The organism is Acinetobacter sp. AS5 (assembly GCF_048957595.1).
Taxonomy (GTDB): domain Bacteria; phylum Pseudomonadota; class Gammaproteobacteria; order Pseudomonadales; family Moraxellaceae; genus Acinetobacter.
Map to the genome: position 1 here is coordinate 30,761 of NZ_JARDAL010000022.1, position 19,020 is coordinate 49,780.

Below are 19,020 nucleotides of genomic sequence, written 5' to 3' on the forward strand. Positions count from 1 at the left end.
TTAATCCTTATCTTTTTTTGATTTTTTATCATCTTCTTCGTCATCCCCATCCGGGATCACTGCGCCCACAACAGCCGCTGTACCTTTCACTGCGACTTTTGTGGTTTTATAAGCCACCTTGACAGGAACCGTGACCACTTTATGAATACAGCCTTGCAGAAATAAAACACATGCAACCACTGCCAACACTTTCATCATCACAGATTCCTCGAAGGGTCTTATCAAGCTTATCGCTTAGATATCACTATAACCTAAGCTTTTTAATGCACGTTCATCATCAGACCAGCCACCTTTGACTTTCACCCAAAGAGTCAGCATGATTTTTTGCTCGAACATTTTTTCCATGTCGAGACGCGCATCCATACCAATTTTTTTCAGTTTGACACCTTTTTCGCCAATCACAATGGCTTTTTGGCTCGGGCGATCGACAAAAATCGTGGCATCAACATAGGTACAGGCTGCTTTCATACGACCGGTTTTTTCATTCAGAACCGGCTCTTCAGTTTTGAATGATTCGATCTGAACGGTCAAATCATATGGAAGTTCTTCACCCAGCTGACGCATGATCTTTTCACGGATAATTTCAGACGCCAGGAAACGCTCTGAACGATCGGTCAGTTGATCTAGCGAGTACAGTGGCGGCTGGAACGGAAGATACTTGGCAATCGTGTCACGCAAATGCTCAAGATTGGCACCACGAAGTGCAGATACTGGCACGATTTCTGCAAAGTTCATCAGCTTTTCGCGTTCACGAATCAGCGGCAGAGCTTCGTTCTTGTTTTCAAAAGTATCTAGCTTGTTGATCACCAGAATCACTGGCATTTCAGCATTTTTCAGCTTTTCCAGAACCAGGTCATCGTTTGGCGTCCACTTTTGTGCATCCACTACGAATAAAACCAGGTTCACATCACGCAAAGCCGAATGTGCCGCACGGTTCATCATTTTATTGATGGCACGGACTTCTTTTTTATGCATCCCTGGTGTATCAACAAATACAGCCTGAGATTTTTCACGTGAATCAATCCCCACGATTTTATGACGTGTGGTTTGCGGTTTACGTGAGGTAATTGAAAGCTTCTGACCCAGAATATGGTTCATTAAGGTAGATTTGCCCACATTCGGGCGGCCTACAATAGCAACAAAACCACTACGATAATCCGATGGGATCTCGGTGCCTTGTGCACTAAAAAATTGACTAATAAGGTCGTGACTGTCGCTTTGCGACTCGTGATCAGCATCAATGTGATCGGAATGAGTAGTCATTAAGACTTATGCTCCAAAAGTTTCAAAATATCCGCCGCAACGGCTTGTTCAGCAAAACGCCGGCTCGCGCCTTCGCCTTGCATGGTCGGCAATCCCGCAATCTGGCATTCCACTTTAAAATGCTGATTGGGTGCATCACCTTGAATATCTACAACCTCGTAAACTGGGAGAGGTTTCTTACGTGCTTGTAAATACTCTTGTAAGCGAGATTTAGGATCTTTAAGCTGATCTGTCGGCTCAATATGATCTAAATATGGCTCGTACCATTTTAACACAATCGGTTCTAGCACAGTGAGATCACCGCAGTCGACATAGATTGCACCAATAATAGCTTCTACCGTATCTGCCAGTATAGACTCACGATGATGACCGCCAGATTTCAATTCACCGGTACTGAGAATTAAATTCTGGCTCAGTTTTAAATCATTGGCGATTTTTCCTAATGCTTCCTGACGAACCAAGGTCGCACGCATACGCGTCAACCGGCCTTCATTTTCGCTTGGATAGGCATTAAAAAGATAATTCGCAATGATCATCCCTAAAAGAGAATCGCCCAGAAATTCCAGGCGCTCGTAGTTGTGTTTATGACTGACTGAACGATGAGTCAATGCCAGTTTCAGCAAATCAGCCTGTTTAAACTGATAGCCGATCCGTTTGGCAAGACGTTCATCATTTAGCTTTGACTGTGCTTTGATCAAACTCTTTCTCAAACTTCATCACTAAATCGATATTCATTATGAAATTTTTACGAATTTCATAATTCTTGTGCACCTGTAAACCATCGGTATTGGTGACTTTGGCAATTTCATCAAACTTCAGATCACGAATATTATTCATGTCTAAACGCTGACTCATCTGTTGACGGAATTTTTCAGGCGTTATATTGGCTGGAGCGCTTTTTAACAGCGCCTCAATCTCACCATCTACCATACGATCATCGAAGTATGGTCCCCACACCGCAATCGCCACTTTTGCAAGAAATGCAAAGCCCACGATTGCAAATAAAACCCCAATATAAGAAGCACCTTGTTGATGTCTCATTTTTTATTTTCCTGCTTGAAACAATTAATCGATTGTTCCGTTTCGACCAAACGATGGCAATTTAAAGCCAGGCTCTTTATGCATCCAGATATAGAAGGCACGACCTGTTAAGTTTTCTTCCGGAACAAGCCCCCAGAAACGACTGTCAGCACTCTGATCGCGATTATCCCCCATCGCAAAGTAATGACCTTCTGGCACTTTCACTTCCCAATATAAACCATTTTCACCTGAATATTTACCATTTTCCAGATAGTTAATAAAAGGTGCCTGACGAGCGACATTTACGCCTTCCAGCTCACGCATGGTAAAGGTATGCTCACCCAGGGTTTCTTTATGATAAATGGCATTTGGAGTATCTAAACGGTCTTTTTCGCGGCTAAATTCTACTGGAACTTTCGCTACTTTTTCACCATTAATGCTCAACTGGCCATGATCATAAACAATATGATCGCCTGGCAAGCCGACAATACGCTTGATATAACTGATGGTCGGTTGCGGTGGATAACGGAATACCGCCACATCGCCACGTTCCGGACTGCCAGTATCAATAATTTTGGTATTGACCATAGGCAGTTTGATGCCATAGTCAAATTTATTCACCAGAATAAAATCACCGGTTTCCAGCGTCGGCACCATCGAATCGGATGGAATATTAAAAGGTTCATATAAAAACGAACGCAGTACCAGCACAATGGTCAGTACCGGCCAAAAGTCATAAGCCCAAGTGATAATGAAATTCTCATGGCCTTTGCCTCGGGTTTGTCTTTGCTTCAAAACAAACTTGTCTAGCAACCACACTGTGACAAAAAACAGGGTCGCAGGCACAAGAATCAAATTAAAATCAAAATCCATGGGCTTATATCCTTATTATTTTAGCGTTCGACTTTTAATACGGCTAAGAACGCTTCTTGCGGGATTTCTACGCTACCCACCTGTTTCATGCGTTTCTTACCTTCTTTCTGTTTAGACAGAAGTTTTTTCTTACGTGAAACGTCACCACCATAACACTTCGCCAATACGTTTTTACGCATCGCTTTTACAGTCGAACGGGCAATGATTTGTGCACCAATCGCTGCCTGAATCGCGACATCAAACATTTGACGCGGAATCAGGTCTTTCATTTTTTCAACCAGTGCAATACCACGATGACGTGCATCATTACGGTGACAGATCATCGCCAAGGCATCGACTTTTTCACCATTGATCAAGACATCTACTTTGACTAAAGATGAGCTTTCAAAACGGACAAAGTTATAGTCCAGTGAGGCAAAACCACGTGAACAAGACTTCAATTTATCAAAGAAGTCCATGACCACTTCGGCCATTGGAATTTCGAAAGTAATGGAAACCTGATTCGCCATAAACTTCATGTCTTTTTGCACACCACGGCGCTCAACACATAACGTCATGACGTTACCCAAGTATTCTTGCGGTACCAGAATATGACACTCAGCAATCGGTTCACGTAAATCTTCAACCGTTGAACCATCCGGCATTTTGGATGGACTGTCGATATAAATCGTCTGACCATTCTTCATCACCGCTTCATAAATTACGGTTGGCGCAGAAGAAATCAGGTCAAGATCATACTCGCGTTCCAGACGCTCCTGTACGATTTCCATGTGCAGCATGCCCAAGAAACCACAGCGGAAACCAAAACCGAGCGCATCTGAACTTTCAGGTTCAAAGAACAAAGCCGAGTCATTGATTTGCAGCTTGTGCAATGCTTCACGGAAAGGTTCAAAATCGCTGGCATCAATCGGGAATAGACCAGCATAAACCTGTGGTTTCACCTTTTTAAAGCCCGGCAATGTTGCCACTTCAGGTGTGGTTGCCAAGGTAATCGTATCACCGACTGGCGCACCGAAAATATCTTTGATACCGGCAATGACAAAACCAACTTCACCCGCTTCCAGCATACCGGTTTCAGTATGTTTCGGGTTAAAGATACCTACAGAAGTAATAATATGCGTTTGACCAGTTGATTTGATCAACATCTTGTCGCCTTTACGTACTCGACCCTGCTTGACCCGAACCAGAGAAACTACACCAAGGTAGTTATCAAACCATGAATCCACAATCAGCGCTTGTAATGGCGCTTCGCGATCACCCTCAGGTGCAGGAATTACATTGACCAGTGTTTCAAGCACACCTTCAATACCTAAACCTGTTTTTGCAGAACAGGTCGGCGCTTCTGTGGCTTCAATCCCGATAATGTCTTCAATTTCCTGAATGACACGTTCAGGTTCAGCTTGCGGCAAGTCGATCTTGTTCAGTACCGGAAGTACTTCCAGACCTTGTTCAATTGCGGTATAGCAGTTAGCAACAGACTGTGCTTCTACGCCCTGCGCAGCATCTACAACCAGCAAGGCACCTTCACAGGCAGCAAGGGAGCGTGAGACTTCATACGAGAAGTCGACGTGTCCCGGTGTATCAATAAAGTTCAACTGATACTCTTGACCGTTGGGATGCGTATAGTACAAGGTTACCGAAGTGGCTTTAATGGTAATCCCACGTTCGCGCTCAAGCTCCATTGAGTCAAGGACTTGAGCCTGCATTTCACGATCTTGCAAGCCGCCACAAGTTTGAATAAAGCGATCCGCTAGGGTCGATTTACCGTGGTCAATGTGCGCAATAATCGAGAAGTTACGAATGTTTTTAATATCAACAGATTTTTTAGCTTGCGCCATGGGTTACCTTGAGAAAAAACGCGCTATGTAATTTAAAAATATTACATAACAAAAGCCGAATAGAAATTGCGAAGGATTATAGCAGAATGGTGATCTAGAAAAAGAATTATATTTTTTCCTTTATCCCTCACCTTATGTACGCCACAGTCAAGCGAAATCTCAATCAACACCACACGTAGAAGATAACTGTTATCTCCATTTACTCCTCAATGCTAGACCGATATCCTGATCAGGCTAGAGAGCATAATCTTTTCAATCCAGATATAAAGTGGAAAAATCAAAAGGATTTATATGTTCTGAAAGTGGCTGATATGCTTGGGTAAATGTCGGTGACATGCGTTTGGGACGTCCGGTGGCCATTTCGATACAGGCCCATTGGGTACTTCCAGTAAACAACAGAATCTGATCCTGTGGTCGATAAAATGCGTATTGTCTAAATGAATACAAGGCATTGATATCATTAAGCCAGGTGCGCAGAATAATCTCGTCTCCCTCAAAAGCTGCCTTACGGTATTGCACCTGATGCTCAACAGCAACCATGGCATGTTTCAGCTCTACATATTGCTTGAGTCCCAAGCCCAGTTTTTCAATATGAGCTGATGCGACATCCTGCATCCATTGCACATAGATCACATTGTTCACATGACCTAATCCATCAATATGGTTGGCTTGAACCTTTAAAGCAAGATCAAAAATACCGCTCACTGTGCTGTTATCCTTCCCATGATTTTAAGGTTATAGAGTCTACCGAATTTATCGCTGGGGTAAATTGCAAAAAATAAAAAACCGCTTCTAGAAGCGGTCTTTCACGAAAATCCAGCAATCTTATGAGATACGCATTCCGACCACAGCAAGTTGACCCTGACGAATCAAGGTCACGCGCGCGATGCTACCCTTTTTCAGTTCAGACACCTCTTGCACAAACTGATTTGAATTCAGTACTGTCTGGTTATTAATTTGGGTGATCACGTCATTCGGCATGATTCGTGCCTGTGCAGCAATACCACCTGGACGTACATCCTGAATCACCACACCGCCTTTAATTTCTAACCGCGCCAGCTCTGCCGGACTAAGATCACGAATTGAAACCCCGATTACCGGCCCTTTGTTCGGCTGTGCCTGTGTGCCTGCTTTTGCTGGCGTATCATCTGGTGCCGCACTTAAAGTCGCTGCAATACTACGACGTTTATCATCACGCAAGATTTCAAGCTGTACCTGCTGCTGGGGTGCAGTACGGTTCAGATAGTTCAACAACTCGCTGGTACGTGAAATTGGGGTACCGTTGTATTTTAAGATGACGTCACTGGCACGCAGACCTGCACGTGCAGCCGGTGAGTTTGGTGCAACTTGAGTTACCAGGGAACCTTCAGGTTTAGGCAGATTATAAGACTCTGCCAGATTACGGTCGATATCTTGCAAACTTACGCCCAGATAAGAGCGAGTCACTTTACCATTTTTCTTCAGCTGATCAGCAACTTCCATCGCGACATCAATCGGAATCGAGAAGGACAAACCCATATACCCACCGGTTCCACTAAAGATCCGTGAATTGACACCGACTACTTCACCACGCTGGTTAAACAGAGGACCACCGGAATTACCTGGGTTTAGAGCCACATCGGTCTGGATGAAAGGTACTGCAGTTTCACCCATCATATTCCGCATTTTGGCACTGACGATTCCGGCAGAAGCGGAATAATCAAAACCAAATGGCGAACCAATGGCGAGTACAGGCTCACCAACACGTAAGCGCCCCACATCACCCGTCCGTAATTCTGGGAAATTTGAACCATTTACCTTCAGCAAAGCTACGTCGGTACGTGCATCACTACCAACGACAGTGGCATCAATTTCACGGCGGTCATTCAAGGTAATTGTAACTTTGGAAGCATCCTCAACCACATGATGATTGGTCAGCAGATAACCATCTTTGCTGATAAAGAATGCACTGCCATAACCCGTCTTTTCCTGTGGCATACGCTGCTGCGGAATAATCACCTGATTGCCGAAAAAGCGACGAAGAATTTCCGGTACTTGTTGTTGTAAGAGCTCTTCTTCGCTCATTTTTTTAACGACATTGACACTGACCACCGCAGGACTGACCTGCTCGACCAGATTTGAAAAATCAACCGGCGTGACCGCCTGCAACTGTGCAGCACTCATGGTGAGGGTCGCTGCAAATAATCCTTTTTTTAAGTCTAGAATTTTCATATAAATTATTCACTCAAATTGTTGATAAATTTATGTAAATAGGTTTTATCACAAACACTTTAAAGTTTAAGTAATAATATGTTTCAAAACGTCGCTCTGGACAATATCTCATTATCAAAACCCTAAGTTAAGGCTTTGATTAATTTTTTTCATCAATAAATGAGCACTTCAACGCTTGCCTTTTGTACAAAAAAGCGCTGTTATTACCAAACTTTTTTAAAATTAGCTGATGGACATGTCTAATTTATCCCTTACCCATCAATTTGACGTCATTATTGTGGGCAGTGGCGGTGCTGGTTTGAGTTTAGCCTTATCGCTCCCAGATCATTTTAATATTGCAGTCTTGGCGAAATCCACCCTGACAGATGCCAGTACTTTTTATGCTCAAGGCGGCGTGGCCGCAGTCCTGGATGAAATGGATTCGATTGAACAGCATATTGATGACACCATGATTGCAGGCGCACAACTGTGTGAAATGGGTGCGGTTAAACAAACGGTAGAAGGTGGCAAACCCTCGGTTGATTTCCTGCTGAAACACGGTGTGCAATTTACCCTGGATGAACAGGAACAGTTACATCTCACCCGTGAAGGTGGTCATTCACAGCGCCGAATTATTCATGCGGCCGATGCCACGGGTCGTGCCATTTCCACTACTCTGGTACAACGCGCTCAAGAAAAACAGAATATTAAAATTTTTGAAAATTATATTGCGATTGACCTGATTTGTTCACAAAAGCTCGGTTTAGACGGTAATAATCGTGCTCTGGGTTTATATGCCCTGGATGAACAAACTGAAAAAGTGCATACCTTCTTGGCCCCATTTACCGCCCTTGCCTGTGGCGGTGCTATGAAAGCTTATCTTTACACCTCAAATCCCGACATTGCCACGGGTGATGGTATTGCCATGGCTTATCGTGCCGGCTGCCGGGTCGCCAACATGGAATTTAACCAGTTTCACCCGACCTGCCTTTATCATCCACAAGCACGTTCTTTCCTAATTACTGAAGCAATGCGTGGCGAAGGCGCTTATCTGCGCCTGCCTGATGGTGAACGCTTTATGCTGCGTTTTGACGAACGCGCCGAACTCGCACCGCGTGATATTGTGGCACGTGCCATCGACTATGAAATCAAGCGTCTCGGTATTCGTCATGTCTGGCTGGACATTACCCATAAAGATGAAAGCTTTGTCAAAGAGCATTTCCCGACTCTGTATGCCCGTTTGCTTGAACTAGGGATCGATATTACCAAAGACATGATTCCAGTCGTTCCGGCAGCCCATTACACTTGCGGTGGCGTCGTGGTCGATGAAAACAGTCAGACTGATATTGCTGGACTCTATGCAATTGGGGAAACCTCTTATACTGGCCTGCATGGTGCTAACCGTATGGCCAGTAACTCACTTTTAGAATGTTTTGTCTATGGAATGAGTGCAGCCAAGCACATTCAGGAAAATTTCAAGGCCGATCAGCCAGCTCCTGCAGTCCCAGCTTGGGATGATTCTCAGGTGACCAACCCCGATGAGGATGTGGTGATTCTGCAAAACTGGGATGAGTTACGTCAGACCATGTGGAACTATGTTGGCATTGTTCGCACCACCAAACGTCTGGAACGTGCGCTACATCGTATTGAAATGCTGAAAAAAGAAATTACCGAGTATTATCAGGATTACCAGGTCAGCAAAAACCTGATCGAGCTACGTAATCTGGTGCTAGTCTCCGAGATGATCGTGTGCTGTGCCATGCACCGCAAAGAATCTCGCGGTCTGCATTTCACCTTGGATTATCCCGAGCTGCTACCAGAACTACGCAAAACGGTCCTCGTCCCACCAAATTTTAAAGTGGAAACACCTTTGGTGAATTGTTAAAAGTGGATGGAGATAACATTCTTGGGTGATATCTCCTTTTCTTTTTAAATTTTTATCTGCTCAAATTTAGCTTAGGCTATTTACAATCAGTCTTCTATTTTTCAGCTAATTAACGTCGTGGTGGAATTGAATATGTTCCAGTCACATGCGCCACAGGTTCTTCATTATCTATCGAATAAATCCAGACTTCTCCCACGATCAGTGCCTTGCCGACCTTGATCAGCTTACATTCTCCCCGTATATCCGTTCCACCAGAAGGTTTACGTAAAAAATTGATATTCAAGTTAGTGGTCACGGCCAAACCGACCAATCCAATTTCACCCAGAATGGCGACATAAAGAGCAAAATCCGCCAAGGTCATCATGGTTGGACCAGAAACGGTACCGCCTGGACGCAACTCCTCTGATCTCACCTGATAAAGTAGAGTGGCTCCACGCGGAGAAACGGCTTCAATCCGGCACTTCTCCAGGCTTTGTGGAAATTCTTGTTGTAAAAATTGTTCTATCTCTGTTTTGGTCGTTTTCATCTTATTAAAAAAATCTTCTATATCAGTCTTAATATAGAAGATTCTTCACAGATAAACCTAGAGAAAAATTAAATAAAAAGTATTTTAATTCCAAGCTTATTTTAAATAACTTAAGGCCTGCTCAAATACCTGCTCAGGCGTTTGAGTTGCATCCAGACGTTTGATCCGTTCAGGATGACGTTGCCACAAGCTTTCATACCCCGCTCTCACTTTCTCAAAGAAAGTGACTTTCTCCTGTTCAAAGCGATCCAGTGCACCGCGTTCACGTGCTCGGTTCATCCCCAGTTCAATAGGCGCTTCCAACCAGAAAGTAATGTCCGGCATACGTGCGACAAAGTGGTCATTGAGTAATTGCAACTTGGTTTCGCTCAGACCCCGACCTGCACATTGATAGGCAAAGCTGGCATCGCTAAAACGGTCACACAGGACAATTTTCCCGGCTGCTAATGCGGGCAGAATCACTTGTGCCAGATGCTGGGCACGCGCCGCATACATTAATAACAGCTCGGTATCATGCGCCATGGTTTCTTCATGATTCACTGTCAACAATAGCGAACGAATCTGCTCGGCCATCGGGGTTCCACCGGGTTCACGAGTCAAAATGACATCTTTACCCTGTGCGATGAAATCTTCATAAATCGAACGAATGAGCGTGGTTTTACCTACACCTTCTGTGCCTTCAAAGCTAATAAACATACTCATTCCTTATTTTTCGAGCGTAAAATCGTCAGATATTCCTGTACGGCTTTATTGTGGTCATTCAGATTGCTCGTGAATTTATGCCCACCATTACCGGTAGCGACAAAATACAGGTTGTCAGAATTATCCGGATGCATGGCTGCTTCAATGGCTTTCTTGCTTGGCAAGGCAATCGGTGTTGGCGGCAAACCTGAAATGGTATAGGTGTTATACGGCGTCGGTGTGCGTAAATCCTTGCGAGTAATATTGCCGTTATAGCTGTCACCCATGCCATAAATCACTGTTGGATCGGTCTGTAAACGCATGCCAATTTTTAAACGGCGTACAAATACCCCAGAAACCTGTTCCAATTCACGATCCACACTGGTCTCTTTTTCAATGATTGAGGCCATGATCAGCGCGTCATATTTATTCTGATACGGCAGATCAGTTGCACGTTTCGCCCACGCCTCATCCAGTGCTTTCATCTGGCGCTGATACAGATTGGTCAGAATTTTACGGTCAGTTTCACCTTTGGCAAAGAAATAAGTATCCGGTGCAAACAGCCCTTCAGGATGTGAAAACGGAATATTGAGCTCTTTCAGTAATTGCGCAGTAGGCAGATGCAGCACTTCTTTAGTAACCAGATCATTTTTCTTCAGAGCATCAATCAATTGCTTAAAGGTCGTTCCCTCAATTACCAGAATCCGGCTCATCTGGGCATTGTCTGCATCGGAAATCATCTCCAAAACCTGACGGATGCTCATGCCTTGGCGTACTTCATACACGCCCGCTTTCATGGTGTCATGAATCATGATGCGCTGATACAGCTTGAGAATGATCGGGAAACTCACCTGATTTTCTTTAGCCAGGCGATCAATAAAACCGGAATAGGTTTGACCAGATTCGATCGCGAGCAGCTGTTTTTTTCCTTCTACAGGATAATCCTTCCACAAACTGCTTTTCAGGGTCAACGCCAAGATCAAGGCAATACCAATCAGGACTAAGGCAATTCCTTTGAAAGATGAGGAGAATCTCGCTTTATTTTTCTTTTTGGCTTTAGGTTTGGAAGCTGACATATTAAGACATCTGATTTAATCGAAGACGGTTAAAAAGTTCAATACAAGCATCGCCATCCAAGGCGCGCTGCTCAAATTGCGTGACAATTTTCATCGGGCTGAGTGCATTGCAGAAAAACAGGCTCTGAATATGGTTGATTTCATCCATATCGATACAGCGCTGCTGACAGTTAATTCCCTGATCTTGCATACGTTGTAGAATTTCTGCACGCATGACACCGAAGACGCCATTATAACGGAGTTCTGGCGTAATCCATGTATTCTTTATAAGAATGAAACAATTACTGCTCACCCCTTCGACAATGCCACCTTGTATATCTGTCACTATTGCCTCAGGCCAGCCGCGTTGATCTGCTTCCTGTTTCAGTAAAACCTGCTCCAGGCGGTTCAGGGTTTTCAGTCCAACCAGACTGGGCATAGTCAATCCCACTGCCTGCTGCAATACGCCACTTTGAATCTGTTCAAACTTAAAATCCTGTATGTTTTGAGGATAATAAAACAGCCAGAGATCTGCGGGATGATCCGGCAAACTATAACCGCGCTGACCCACTCCACGACTGAGCACAATCTTTAATGTCCCGTTCAGCTTACCCTCTGATTCCCCGAGAAGCTGTAAACTTTCCGTGATCAGATCGAGATTGGCATTCAGGCTTAAGCTCTGATTGCTGTTTTGCAAACGTGTCAAATGACGATCATACAATTCAATCCGGTTATGTCGAATCCGGGCCGTAGTAAAACAACCATCACCATAATGAAAGCCACGATCCAGCACCTCTATATGACTGACACGTTGGGCATTTTTTAAATACAGCATATTTTTACGGTCTCTAAAATATAAATTGAGCAGTAATATCCAGGCTTCACCTATATATCTCTTTTACTCACATCCAATTCTTTTTTAATTATTTTTTATGCAAAAAAACTCAAGCTATTCTTGCCTCATCTAACAAAAGCTAAAAAACTTGAGGAAAAAATGAGCATTCGTAAATTAAAAATTGGGGTATTGGCAGCACTGGTATCAGCAAGCGCTTTTAGTGTCTCTGCAAAAGATTTCCTAAACGTTTCATATGACCCGACTCGTGAATTATATGACAATTTCAATAAGGAATTCAGCGCATACTGGAAAAAAACCACCGGTCAGGATATTAACTATAAACAGTCACATGGCGGTTCAGGCAAACAGGCACGTGCCGTGATTGACGGACTGGATGCCGATGTTGTAACACTGGCACTGGCAGCAGATATTGACGAAATTGCAGAATGCGGTTTGCTGCCGAAAGACTGGCAAAAGAAATTCCCGCAAAACTCGACACCTTATACCTCGACGATTGTCTTTCTGGTACGTAAAGGCAATCCGAAAGGAATTAAAGACTGGGGTGATCTGGTTAAACCCAGCGTAGACATTATTACTCCGAACCCGAAAACCTCAGGTGGTGCGCGCTGGAATTATTTAGCCGCCTGGGCTTGGGCCAAACACCAGAAAGGGGGCAATGATGCCAAAGCACAAGACTTTGTCCGTCAAATCTACAAACAGACCAAAGTACTGGATTCGGGTGCACGTGGTGCCACGACGACTTTTGCTGAGCGCGGGATTGGGGATGTATTACTGGCTTGGGAAAATGAAGCGCATTTAGCTGTCCGCGAACAGCCAGGCAAATTTGAAATTATTACCCCTTCTTTGTCTATTCTGGCTGAACCACCGGTCGCGATTGTAGAAAAGAATGCCAAGAAAGATGGCAATGAAAATCTGGCCAAAGCCTATTTGAATTATCTGTATTCACCTGCTGGACAGACTGTGGCTGCAAAAAACTTTTATCGTCCACGTAATGCGAATGTCTTGAAACAGTACAGCAGTGTGTTCAAATCATTAAAACTGGTGACCATCGATAAAGAGTTCGGTGGCTGGACCAAGGTTCAGAAACAGCATTTTGATAACGGCGGTATCTTTGACCAGATTGTCAAAGCCAATCATGCAAAATAATGCTCTAAATGCAATTCATTATGGCCTTTATTCATAAGGCTATTCTTATTTCAAGCACTTAAGAGTTTATTTATCTCTTTTCTTCATATTAAATTCATTTTTAATTATTTTTTATGCATAAAGAATAGGTTTATTCTGCGCTTATGTTACAGAACATATCAGAGATTGGGGTTCATATGAGCATTTCAAACACATTAAAATTTGGGGTTTTAGCCGCTGTTATCTCGGCAACCTCTTTTGGTGCAACAGCACGTGATTTTCTCAATGTATCCTATGATCCGACCCGTGAACTGTATGAAGATGTAAATAAGAATTTTGGCAAATATTGGGAAAGCCGTACCGGTCAAAAAATCAATTTCAAGCAATCGCATGGCGGTTCAGGCAAACAGGCACGTGCCGTGATTGATGGTCTGGATGCAGATATCGTAACGTTAGCATTGGCTGCCGATATTGATGTGCTGGCAGAAAAAGCTAAACTGTTACCTGCGGACTGGCAAAAGAAATTGCCGCAAAACTCGACGCCTTATACTTCAACCATCGTGTTCCTGGTGCGTAAAGGCAATCCGAAAGAGATTAAGGACTGGGGTGATCTGGTCAAACCGGGCGTAGCAATCATTACCCCAAACCCGAAAACTTCAGGCGGTGCACGCTGGAATTATCTGGCGGCTTGGGCTTGGGCCAAACATCAGGCGGGCGGCAACGATAAGACTGCGCAAGAATTTGTTCGTAAAATTTATAAAAATACCAAAGTTCTGGATTCCGGGGCACGTGGTTCAACCACGACCTTTGCTGAACGTGGCATTGGGGATGTTTTACTCGCATGGGAAAACGAAGCGCATTTAGCCCTTCGAGAACAACCAGGCAAGTTTGAAATTGTGACTCCTTCTCTGTCGATTCTGGCTGAACCACCGGTGGCGATTGTAGAAAAAAATGCCAAGAAAAAAGGCAACCAGTACTTGGCTCAAGGTTATTTGAACTTCCTGTATTCACCATTGGGTCAAGACTTAGCAGGTAAACATTATTATCGTCCACGTAATGAAGCCGCTTTAAAAAAATATAAGCATGTGTTCAGACCACTAACACTGGTGACGATTGATCAAGAATTTGGCGGCTGGAACAAAGTACAAAAGGCTCACTTTGAAAATGGTGGTGTATTTGACCAGATCGTTAAAGCCAACAGCGCGAAATAATTTTCTAAGCTGATTGATATAGGAGCATCGACATGATTCATACGCTTATCGTCCCTGGTGTAGGTGGCAGTGAATATAACCACTGGCAAACCTACTTGCAGCACCGACTGATGCGATGCTCCCGTGTGCAGCAAAAGGACTGGAATCATCCGGTACTGGATATCTGGGTGGCAGAATTTGTCAAAACCCTGCAAGCTATTCCAGCAAAGGTTCAGATTGTTGCGCATAGCTTTGGCTGTCTGACCAGTATTGCGGCCCTTGCCCGACATCCGGAACTCAATGCAAAAGTAAAAAATCTGCTATTGGTTGCACCGGCTAATCCGGCACGATTTGGGGAAAATGGTTTTGTGCGTGATAGTCAAACAGACTACAGCGCCTATTTTCAACAGCTCAAGCTTCAAGTGCCCACCACGTTATTGATCAGTGAAAATGATCCCTGGTTAAGTTTTGAAGATGCGCACATACTGGCCCAAGCCTGGAAAATCAAACCCATCAGTCTAGGTGTAGTCGGTCATGTCAATGTCGCTTCTGGTTTTGGCCCTTTTCCTGAAATTGAACAATATCTGATTTCAGAAAACACTATGCGCCATATCAGCAAAGTTGATGAGAGCAAGTATTATTTTAAATTTGCATTTTAGTCGCTGCAAACTATGCTTGTGCCAAATTTATTTTCTAATTTCGCTGGTTATTTTTAATCAGTATTCTCTCTTTTGAGGAGTAATCATGTCGCAGCGATCCCGAGTGCTGCCAGGATTTGGTCTTTCTCTAGGCTTTACCCTAGCGTATTTGTCATTAATCGTTTTGATCCCGCTGTCAGCTGTTTTTATTAAATCACTGGGCATTGGCTGGGATGGCTTATGGGAAATCCTGAGCTCTGAACGTATCTTGAAATCATTGCAGTTAAGCTTCACCGCAGCCATTGTCGCTGCACTGGTCAATGTAGTATTTGGCCTGTTACTGGCGTGGTGTCTGGTACGTTACAGCTTTCCGGGCAAACGTATTGTCGATGCCCTGGTAGATTTGCCTTTTGCCTTGCCCACTGCGGTTGCGGGTATTGCCCTGACCTCTTTATATGCACCGACCGGCTGGATTGGTCAATATTTAGAACCGATTGGCATTCAAGTCGCTTATACCCCGATTGGTATTACACTGGCATTGATCTTTATTGGCCTGCCTTTTGTGGTGCGTACCGTCCAACCGGTACTGAGTGATCTGGAAACTGAACTGGAAGAAGCGGCTTCTGCACTGGGTGCCAACCGTTTTCAGATCGTGACCAAAGTGATTTTTCCAATTCTGCTGCCTGCACTGATCACTGGCTTCGCTTTGGCCTTTGCCCGTGGTGTCGGTGAATATGGTTCAGTCATCTTTATTGCCGGTAACCAGCCTTTTGAAACGGAAATTGCACCGTTAATGATTATTTCTCGTTTAGAAGAATATGATTATGCTGGTGCAACAACGATTGCTGTCGTCATGCTACTGATTTCGTTCGTGATGCTATTCCTGATTAACTTATTACAAGCATGGGCCAGCCGTCGTACCGGGAGAACTGCGCGATGAGTTTAAATACCAACAGCAATGCGCTGGCTGAAAAGTTGCAATCCCGTGATGCAACCCGTGAGCCAACTTGGGTACGTTATACGCTGCTCACTATTGCCTTAATCTTCTTTTTAAGCTGCCTGATTCTGCCCTTGATTCTGGTTTTTGTTGAAGCCTTTAAACAAGGGGTTGGCGTTTATACCCAAGCGCTGGTGCATCCGGATACTCTGTCGGCAGTAAAACTTACCTTGCTGACGGCTGCAATCGCAGTACCGCTCAACGTCGTATTTGGTGTTGCGGCAGCCTGGTCTGTAGCGAAGTTCAACTTTCCGGGGAAATCATTCCTGACCACCATTATTGATCTCCCTTTCTCGGTTTCACCTGTGATCGCGGGTATGATGCTGGTGCTGATTTTCGGTACCCAAGGCTGGATGGGTTCTTGGCTGATGGATCACGATATCAAGATCCTTTATGCGGTGCCTGCGATTGTCCTAGCGACTATCTTTATTACGGTACCTTTTGTTGCGCGTGAGCTAATTCCGTTAATGGAAGCACAAGGAACCGAAGAAGAAGAAGCTGCGATTGTACTCGGTGCATCTGGCTGGCAGACTTTCTGGAAAGTGACCCTGCCCAATATCAAATGGGGTCTGATCTATGGCGTGATTCTGTGTAATGCGCGGGCCATGGGTGAATTTGGTGCGGTGTCGGTGGTTTCCGGCCATATCCGTGGTGAAACCAACACCTTACCGCTACACGTCGAAATTCTTTATAACGAATATACCTTTAGTGCTGCGTTTGCCGTGTCTTCGCTTCTGGCTCTCCTCGCAATTGTGACCCTGATTTTAAAAACATGGGTGGAACTGCGCCAGGAAAAACAAGACAAACGTAATGAAGATTCAACAGTTTCTTAAGGAATGCCCACATGAGTATTCAAGTACAAAATATTGAAAAACACTTTGGTGCATTCCATGCACTGAAAAACATTTCGCTGGATTTCCCAGATGGTCAACTGGTCGCACTTCTTGGTCCATCCGGCTGTGGTAAAACCACTTTGCTACGGATTATTGCCGGTCTGGAATCTGCGGATGGCGGTCAGGTGATTTTAGAAGGTCAGGATGCCACCAATGTACATGTGCGTGAGCGTGAAGTTGGCTTCGTATTCCAGCACTATGCCCTGTTCCGTCATATGACGGTATTTGACAACATCGCCTTTGGCCTGCGTGTGCGTCCACGTAAAACTCGTCCATCCGAAGCGGAAATTAAAAAACGTGTGACACGTTTACTCGACTTGGTTCAGCTCGGTTTCTTGGCTGACCGATATCCAGCTCAACTTTCTGGTGGTCAGCGCCAGCGTATTGCCTTGGCACGTGCTTTGGCAGTTGAACCACGTGTATTATTACTGGATGAACCTTTCGGTGCACTGGATGCCAAAGTCCGTAAGGAACTGCGTCGCTGGTTACGTACCCTGCATGACGAATTGCATATCACCTCGATCTTTGTAACTCATGATCAGGAAGAAGCACTCGAAGTTGCGGATCAGATCGTAGTAATGAACAAAGGTAATGTAGAGCAGATCGGATCTCCACGTGAAGTCTATGAAACACCAAAAACTCCATTTGTATTCGACTTTTTGGGTCAGGCGAACCGTTTTGAAGGTCACAACAATGCAGGCATCATCCAGCTCGGCGAAGACCGCATTCAATTTGAGGGTGCAAAAAATGCCGCTCAAGGTGAAGTGATTTTATTCGCACGTCCAGATGAGCTCCGCATTCATGCACAGCCACACGACAATGCCATTCAAGCGACTTTCATTCGTGAATTATGGATCGCGGGTAAAGTCGTTGCAGAGCTAAATGACCGTCAAGGCAATCTGATCGAAATTTTACTCACACCTGATGAAGCGAGAGCGCATCAATTCCGCCCAAATCAAACTGTTTGGTTAAGTGCGGTTAACTTGCATTTATTTGAAAACCAGGTCGCTTAAGATCAAAAGATGGGGCTTTAAAATGCCCCATCCTCTTCTAGGGTAAGAGAATTATGAATTTCCAACAATTAAGAATTATACGAGAAACGGTTAGACAAAACTTTAATTTAACTGAAGCTTCGGCTGCGCTTTATACTTCACAGTCCGGGGTAAGTAAGCATATTAAAGATCTGGAAGATGAACTGGGAGTACAGCTATTTATCCGTAAAGGTAAACGCCTACTGGGCTTAACCGAACCAGGTCAGGCACTTTTAGGCATTGTGGAACGCATGCTGGTCGATGCCGACAATATCAAACGTCTGGCCGATGATTTCAATAAAGTCGATGAAGGCACATTGACGATTGCCACGACGCATACCCAGGCGCGTTATGTGTTGCCACCAATTGTCAGCCAATTCAAAAAAGAATTCCCTAAAGTACATTTGATTTTGCAACAGGCCAGCCCGGTTGAAATCACGGAAATGCTGCTGCAAGGTCAAGCCGATATCGGTATTGCGACCGAAGCACTCACCACTGAAGATAATCTGGCCAGCGTACCTTATTATAACTGGCAGCATAGTATTATTACCCCACAGAATCATCCATTGGCAAGCAAAGAGCACGTGCGTATTGAAGATCTGGCGCATTACCCGATTATCACTTATCACGGCGGTTTTACCGGTCGCTCCAAGATTGATACTGCTTTTGAAGAAGCTGGTTTTGATGTGGATATTGTGATGTCCGCGCTTGATGCCGATGTAATCAAGACCTATGTAGAAATGAATATGGGTGTCGGCATTGTCAACGATGTGGCCTATGACCCGGAGCGTGATTACCGCTTAAAGCAGATTAAAACCGATATTTTCGGCGTAAATACCACTTGGATTGCAGTGCGTAAAGGTCATTTACTGCGAGGTTATGGCTACGAGTTTATTTCACTCTGCTCACCAGATGCGGATATTAAGGCATTGAAAAAAGTGGCTTATCCAGACGAATAA

General features: G+C 44.4%; 20 protein-coding genes. 8 read left to right on the forward strand and 12 right to left on the reverse strand.

From position 1 onward, the window contains the following. From PV763_RS08710 to PV763_RS08745, 8 genes are all read right to left on the reverse strand, one after another. Positions 1–198, reverse strand: a complete 198-nt coding sequence (locus PV763_RS08710) for an NF038104 family lipoprotein (protein WP_004645619.1) — start codon at positions 196–198, stop codon at positions 1–3. A 36-nt stretch (positions 199–234) separates the two neighbouring features. Then, positions 235–1,263 carry a GTPase Era gene (era, locus tag PV763_RS08715; protein ID WP_420937684.1) on the reverse strand — a complete coding sequence of 343 codons (1,029 nt, stop codon included), beginning with the start codon at positions 1,261–1,263 and terminating at the stop codon, positions 235–237. Continuing rightward, the gene (rnc, locus tag PV763_RS08720) at positions 1,263–1,961 is read right to left on the reverse strand and encodes a ribonuclease III (protein ID WP_004279062.1); all 699 of its coding nucleotides are present in this window, start codon (positions 1,959–1,961) and stop codon (positions 1,263–1,265) included. Before rnc ends, era begins: the two co-directional genes overlap by 1 nt. Further along, complete coding sequence (locus PV763_RS08725) at positions 1,933–2,304, reverse strand: DUF4845 domain-containing protein (protein WP_005265766.1); 372 nt, start codon at positions 2,302–2,304, stop codon at positions 1,933–1,935. The genes rnc and PV763_RS08725 overlap by 29 nt, the downstream gene beginning before the upstream one ends. 24 nt (positions 2,305–2,328) lie before the next feature. Beyond that, positions 2,329–3,156, reverse strand: coding sequence for a signal peptidase I (gene lepB, locus PV763_RS08730; protein WP_044112168.1), 828 nt, complete (start codon positions 3,154–3,156; stop codon positions 2,329–2,331). A 20-nt stretch (positions 3,157–3,176) separates the two neighbouring features. Beyond that, complete coding sequence (gene lepA / locus PV763_RS08735) at positions 3,177–4,994, reverse strand: translation elongation factor 4 (protein ID WP_004279065.1); 1,818 nt, start codon at positions 4,992–4,994, stop codon at positions 3,177–3,179. Between the two features lie 252 nt (positions 4,995–5,246). Then, complete coding sequence (locus PV763_RS08740; RefSeq protein ID WP_071852274.1) at positions 5,247–5,699, reverse strand: acyl-CoA thioesterase; 453 nt, start codon at positions 5,697–5,699, stop codon at positions 5,247–5,249. Positions 5,700–5,819: 120 nt separating this feature from the next. Beyond that, entirely contained in the window at positions 5,820–7,205 is a 1,386-nt protein-coding gene (locus PV763_RS08745) for a Do family serine endopeptidase (protein ID WP_129717233.1), read from the reverse strand. Positions 7,206–7,434: 229 nt separating this feature from the next. Here PV763_RS08745 and nadB point away from each other — a divergent pair, with 229 nt between their 5' ends. Continuing rightward, positions 7,435–9,069 (forward strand): L-aspartate oxidase, encoded by a 1,635-nt coding sequence (nadB, locus tag PV763_RS08750; protein ID WP_420937685.1) that lies wholly within the window; start codon positions 7,435–7,437, stop codon positions 9,067–9,069. Positions 9,070–9,178: 109 nt separating this feature from the next. Here the strand turns inward: nadB and PV763_RS08755 are convergent, their stop codons facing one another. The 4 genes from PV763_RS08755 to pabC all read right to left on the reverse strand — a co-directional run bounded on the left by PV763_RS08755 (position 9,179) and on the right by pabC (position 12,166). After that, the gene (locus tag PV763_RS08755) at positions 9,179–9,595 is read right to left on the reverse strand and encodes a PaaI family thioesterase (RefSeq protein ID WP_420937686.1); all 417 of its coding nucleotides are present in this window, start codon (positions 9,593–9,595) and stop codon (positions 9,179–9,181) included. A 96-nt stretch (positions 9,596–9,691) separates the two neighbouring features. After that, positions 9,692–10,291, reverse strand: a complete 600-nt coding sequence (tmk, locus tag PV763_RS08760) for a dTMP kinase (protein ID WP_247143436.1) — start codon at positions 10,289–10,291, stop codon at positions 9,692–9,694. Positions 10,292–10,293: 2 nt separating this feature from the next. After that, entirely contained in the window at positions 10,294–11,352 is a 1,059-nt protein-coding gene (gene mltG, locus PV763_RS08765; RefSeq protein WP_420937687.1) for an endolytic transglycosylase MltG, read from the reverse strand. Between the two features lies 1 nt (position 11,353). Beyond that, a complete protein-coding gene (pabC, locus tag PV763_RS08770; RefSeq protein ID WP_396470102.1) occupies positions 11,354–12,166 on the reverse strand; it encodes an aminodeoxychorismate lyase in 813 nt (270 codons plus the stop codon). Between the two features lie 159 nt (positions 12,167–12,325). On the opposite strand from pabC, the gene PV763_RS08775 reads away from it, so the two are divergent. From PV763_RS08775 to PV763_RS08805, 7 genes are all read left to right on the forward strand, one after another. Continuing rightward, positions 12,326–13,333 carry a sulfate ABC transporter substrate-binding protein gene (locus PV763_RS08775; RefSeq protein WP_420937688.1) on the forward strand — a complete coding sequence of 336 codons (1,008 nt, stop codon included), beginning with the start codon at positions 12,326–12,328 and terminating at the stop codon, positions 13,331–13,333. Positions 13,334–13,509: 176 nt separating this feature from the next. Continuing rightward, positions 13,510–14,523, forward strand: a complete 1,014-nt coding sequence (locus tag PV763_RS08780; protein ID WP_420937689.1) for a sulfate ABC transporter substrate-binding protein — start codon at positions 13,510–13,512, stop codon at positions 14,521–14,523. Positions 14,524–14,555: 32 nt separating this feature from the next. Next, a complete protein-coding gene (locus PV763_RS08785) occupies positions 14,556–15,161 on the forward strand; it encodes an alpha/beta hydrolase (RefSeq protein ID WP_420937690.1) in 606 nt (201 codons plus the stop codon). A gap of 85 nt (positions 15,162–15,246) precedes the next feature. After that, positions 15,247–16,080, forward strand: coding sequence for a sulfate ABC transporter permease subunit CysT (gene cysT / locus PV763_RS08790; RefSeq protein WP_004279076.1), 834 nt, complete (start codon positions 15,247–15,249; stop codon positions 16,078–16,080). Further along, complete coding sequence (gene cysW / locus PV763_RS08795; protein ID WP_004279077.1) at positions 16,077–16,970, forward strand: sulfate ABC transporter permease subunit CysW; 894 nt, start codon at positions 16,077–16,079, stop codon at positions 16,968–16,970. The genes cysT and cysW overlap by 4 nt, the downstream gene beginning before the upstream one ends. Positions 16,971–16,981: 11 nt before the next feature. Further along, positions 16,982–18,043, forward strand: coding sequence for a sulfate/molybdate ABC transporter ATP-binding protein (locus PV763_RS08800; RefSeq protein WP_005247532.1), 1,062 nt, complete (start codon positions 16,982–16,984; stop codon positions 18,041–18,043). 53 nt (positions 18,044–18,096) lie between these two features. Further along, positions 18,097–19,020, forward strand: coding sequence for a CysB family HTH-type transcriptional regulator (locus PV763_RS08805; protein WP_121979644.1), 924 nt, complete (start codon positions 18,097–18,099; stop codon positions 19,018–19,020).

Bases quoted from the DNA above. Each gene is read 5' to 3' on its own strand.
- PV763_RS08710 (WP_004645619.1), bottom strand. From the start codon at position 198: ATGATGAAAGTGTTGGCAGTGGTTGCATGTGTTTTATTTCTGCAAGGC.
- era (WP_420937684.1), bottom strand. From the start codon at position 1,263: ATGACTACTCATTCCGATCACATTGATGCTGATCACGAGTCGCAAAGC.
- PV763_RS08725 (WP_005265766.1), bottom strand. From the start codon at position 2,304: ATGAGACATCAACAAGGTGCTTCTTATATTGGGGTTTTATTTGCAATC.
- lepB (WP_044112168.1), bottom strand. From the start codon at position 3,156: ATGGATTTTGATTTTAATTTGATTCTTGTGCCTGCGACCCTGTTTTTT.
- lepA (WP_004279065.1), bottom strand. From the start codon at position 4,994: ATGGCGCAAGCTAAAAAATCTGTTGATATTAAAAACATTCGTAACTTC.
- PV763_RS08745 (WP_129717233.1), bottom strand. From the start codon at position 7,205: ATGAAAATTCTAGACTTAAAAAAAGGATTATTTGCAGCGACCCTCACC.
- nadB (WP_420937685.1), top strand. From the start codon at position 7,435: ATGGACATGTCTAATTTATCCCTTACCCATCAATTTGACGTCATTATT.
- PV763_RS08755 (WP_420937686.1), bottom strand. From the start codon at position 9,595: ATGAAAACGACCAAAACAGAGATAGAACAATTTTTACAACAAGAATTT.
- tmk (WP_247143436.1), bottom strand. From the start codon at position 10,291: ATGTTTATTAGCTTTGAAGGCACAGAAGGTGTAGGTAAAACCACGCTC.
- mltG (WP_420937687.1), bottom strand. From the start codon at position 11,352: ATGTCAGCTTCCAAACCTAAAGCCAAAAAGAAAAATAAAGCGAGATTC.
- pabC (WP_396470102.1), bottom strand. From the start codon at position 12,166: ATGCTGTATTTAAAAAATGCCCAACGTGTCAGTCATATAGAGGTGCTG.
- PV763_RS08775 (WP_420937688.1), top strand. From the start codon at position 12,326: ATGAGCATTCGTAAATTAAAAATTGGGGTATTGGCAGCACTGGTATCA.
- PV763_RS08780 (WP_420937689.1), top strand. From the start codon at position 13,510: ATGAGCATTTCAAACACATTAAAATTTGGGGTTTTAGCCGCTGTTATC.
- PV763_RS08785 (WP_420937690.1), top strand. From the start codon at position 14,556: ATGATTCATACGCTTATCGTCCCTGGTGTAGGTGGCAGTGAATATAAC.
- cysT (WP_004279076.1), top strand. From the start codon at position 15,247: ATGTCGCAGCGATCCCGAGTGCTGCCAGGATTTGGTCTTTCTCTAGGC.
- cysW (WP_004279077.1), top strand. From the start codon at position 16,077: ATGAGTTTAAATACCAACAGCAATGCGCTGGCTGAAAAGTTGCAATCC.
- PV763_RS08800 (WP_005247532.1), top strand. From the start codon at position 16,982: ATGAGTATTCAAGTACAAAATATTGAAAAACACTTTGGTGCATTCCAT.
- PV763_RS08805 (WP_121979644.1), top strand. From the start codon at position 18,097: ATGAATTTCCAACAATTAAGAATTATACGAGAAACGGTTAGACAAAAC.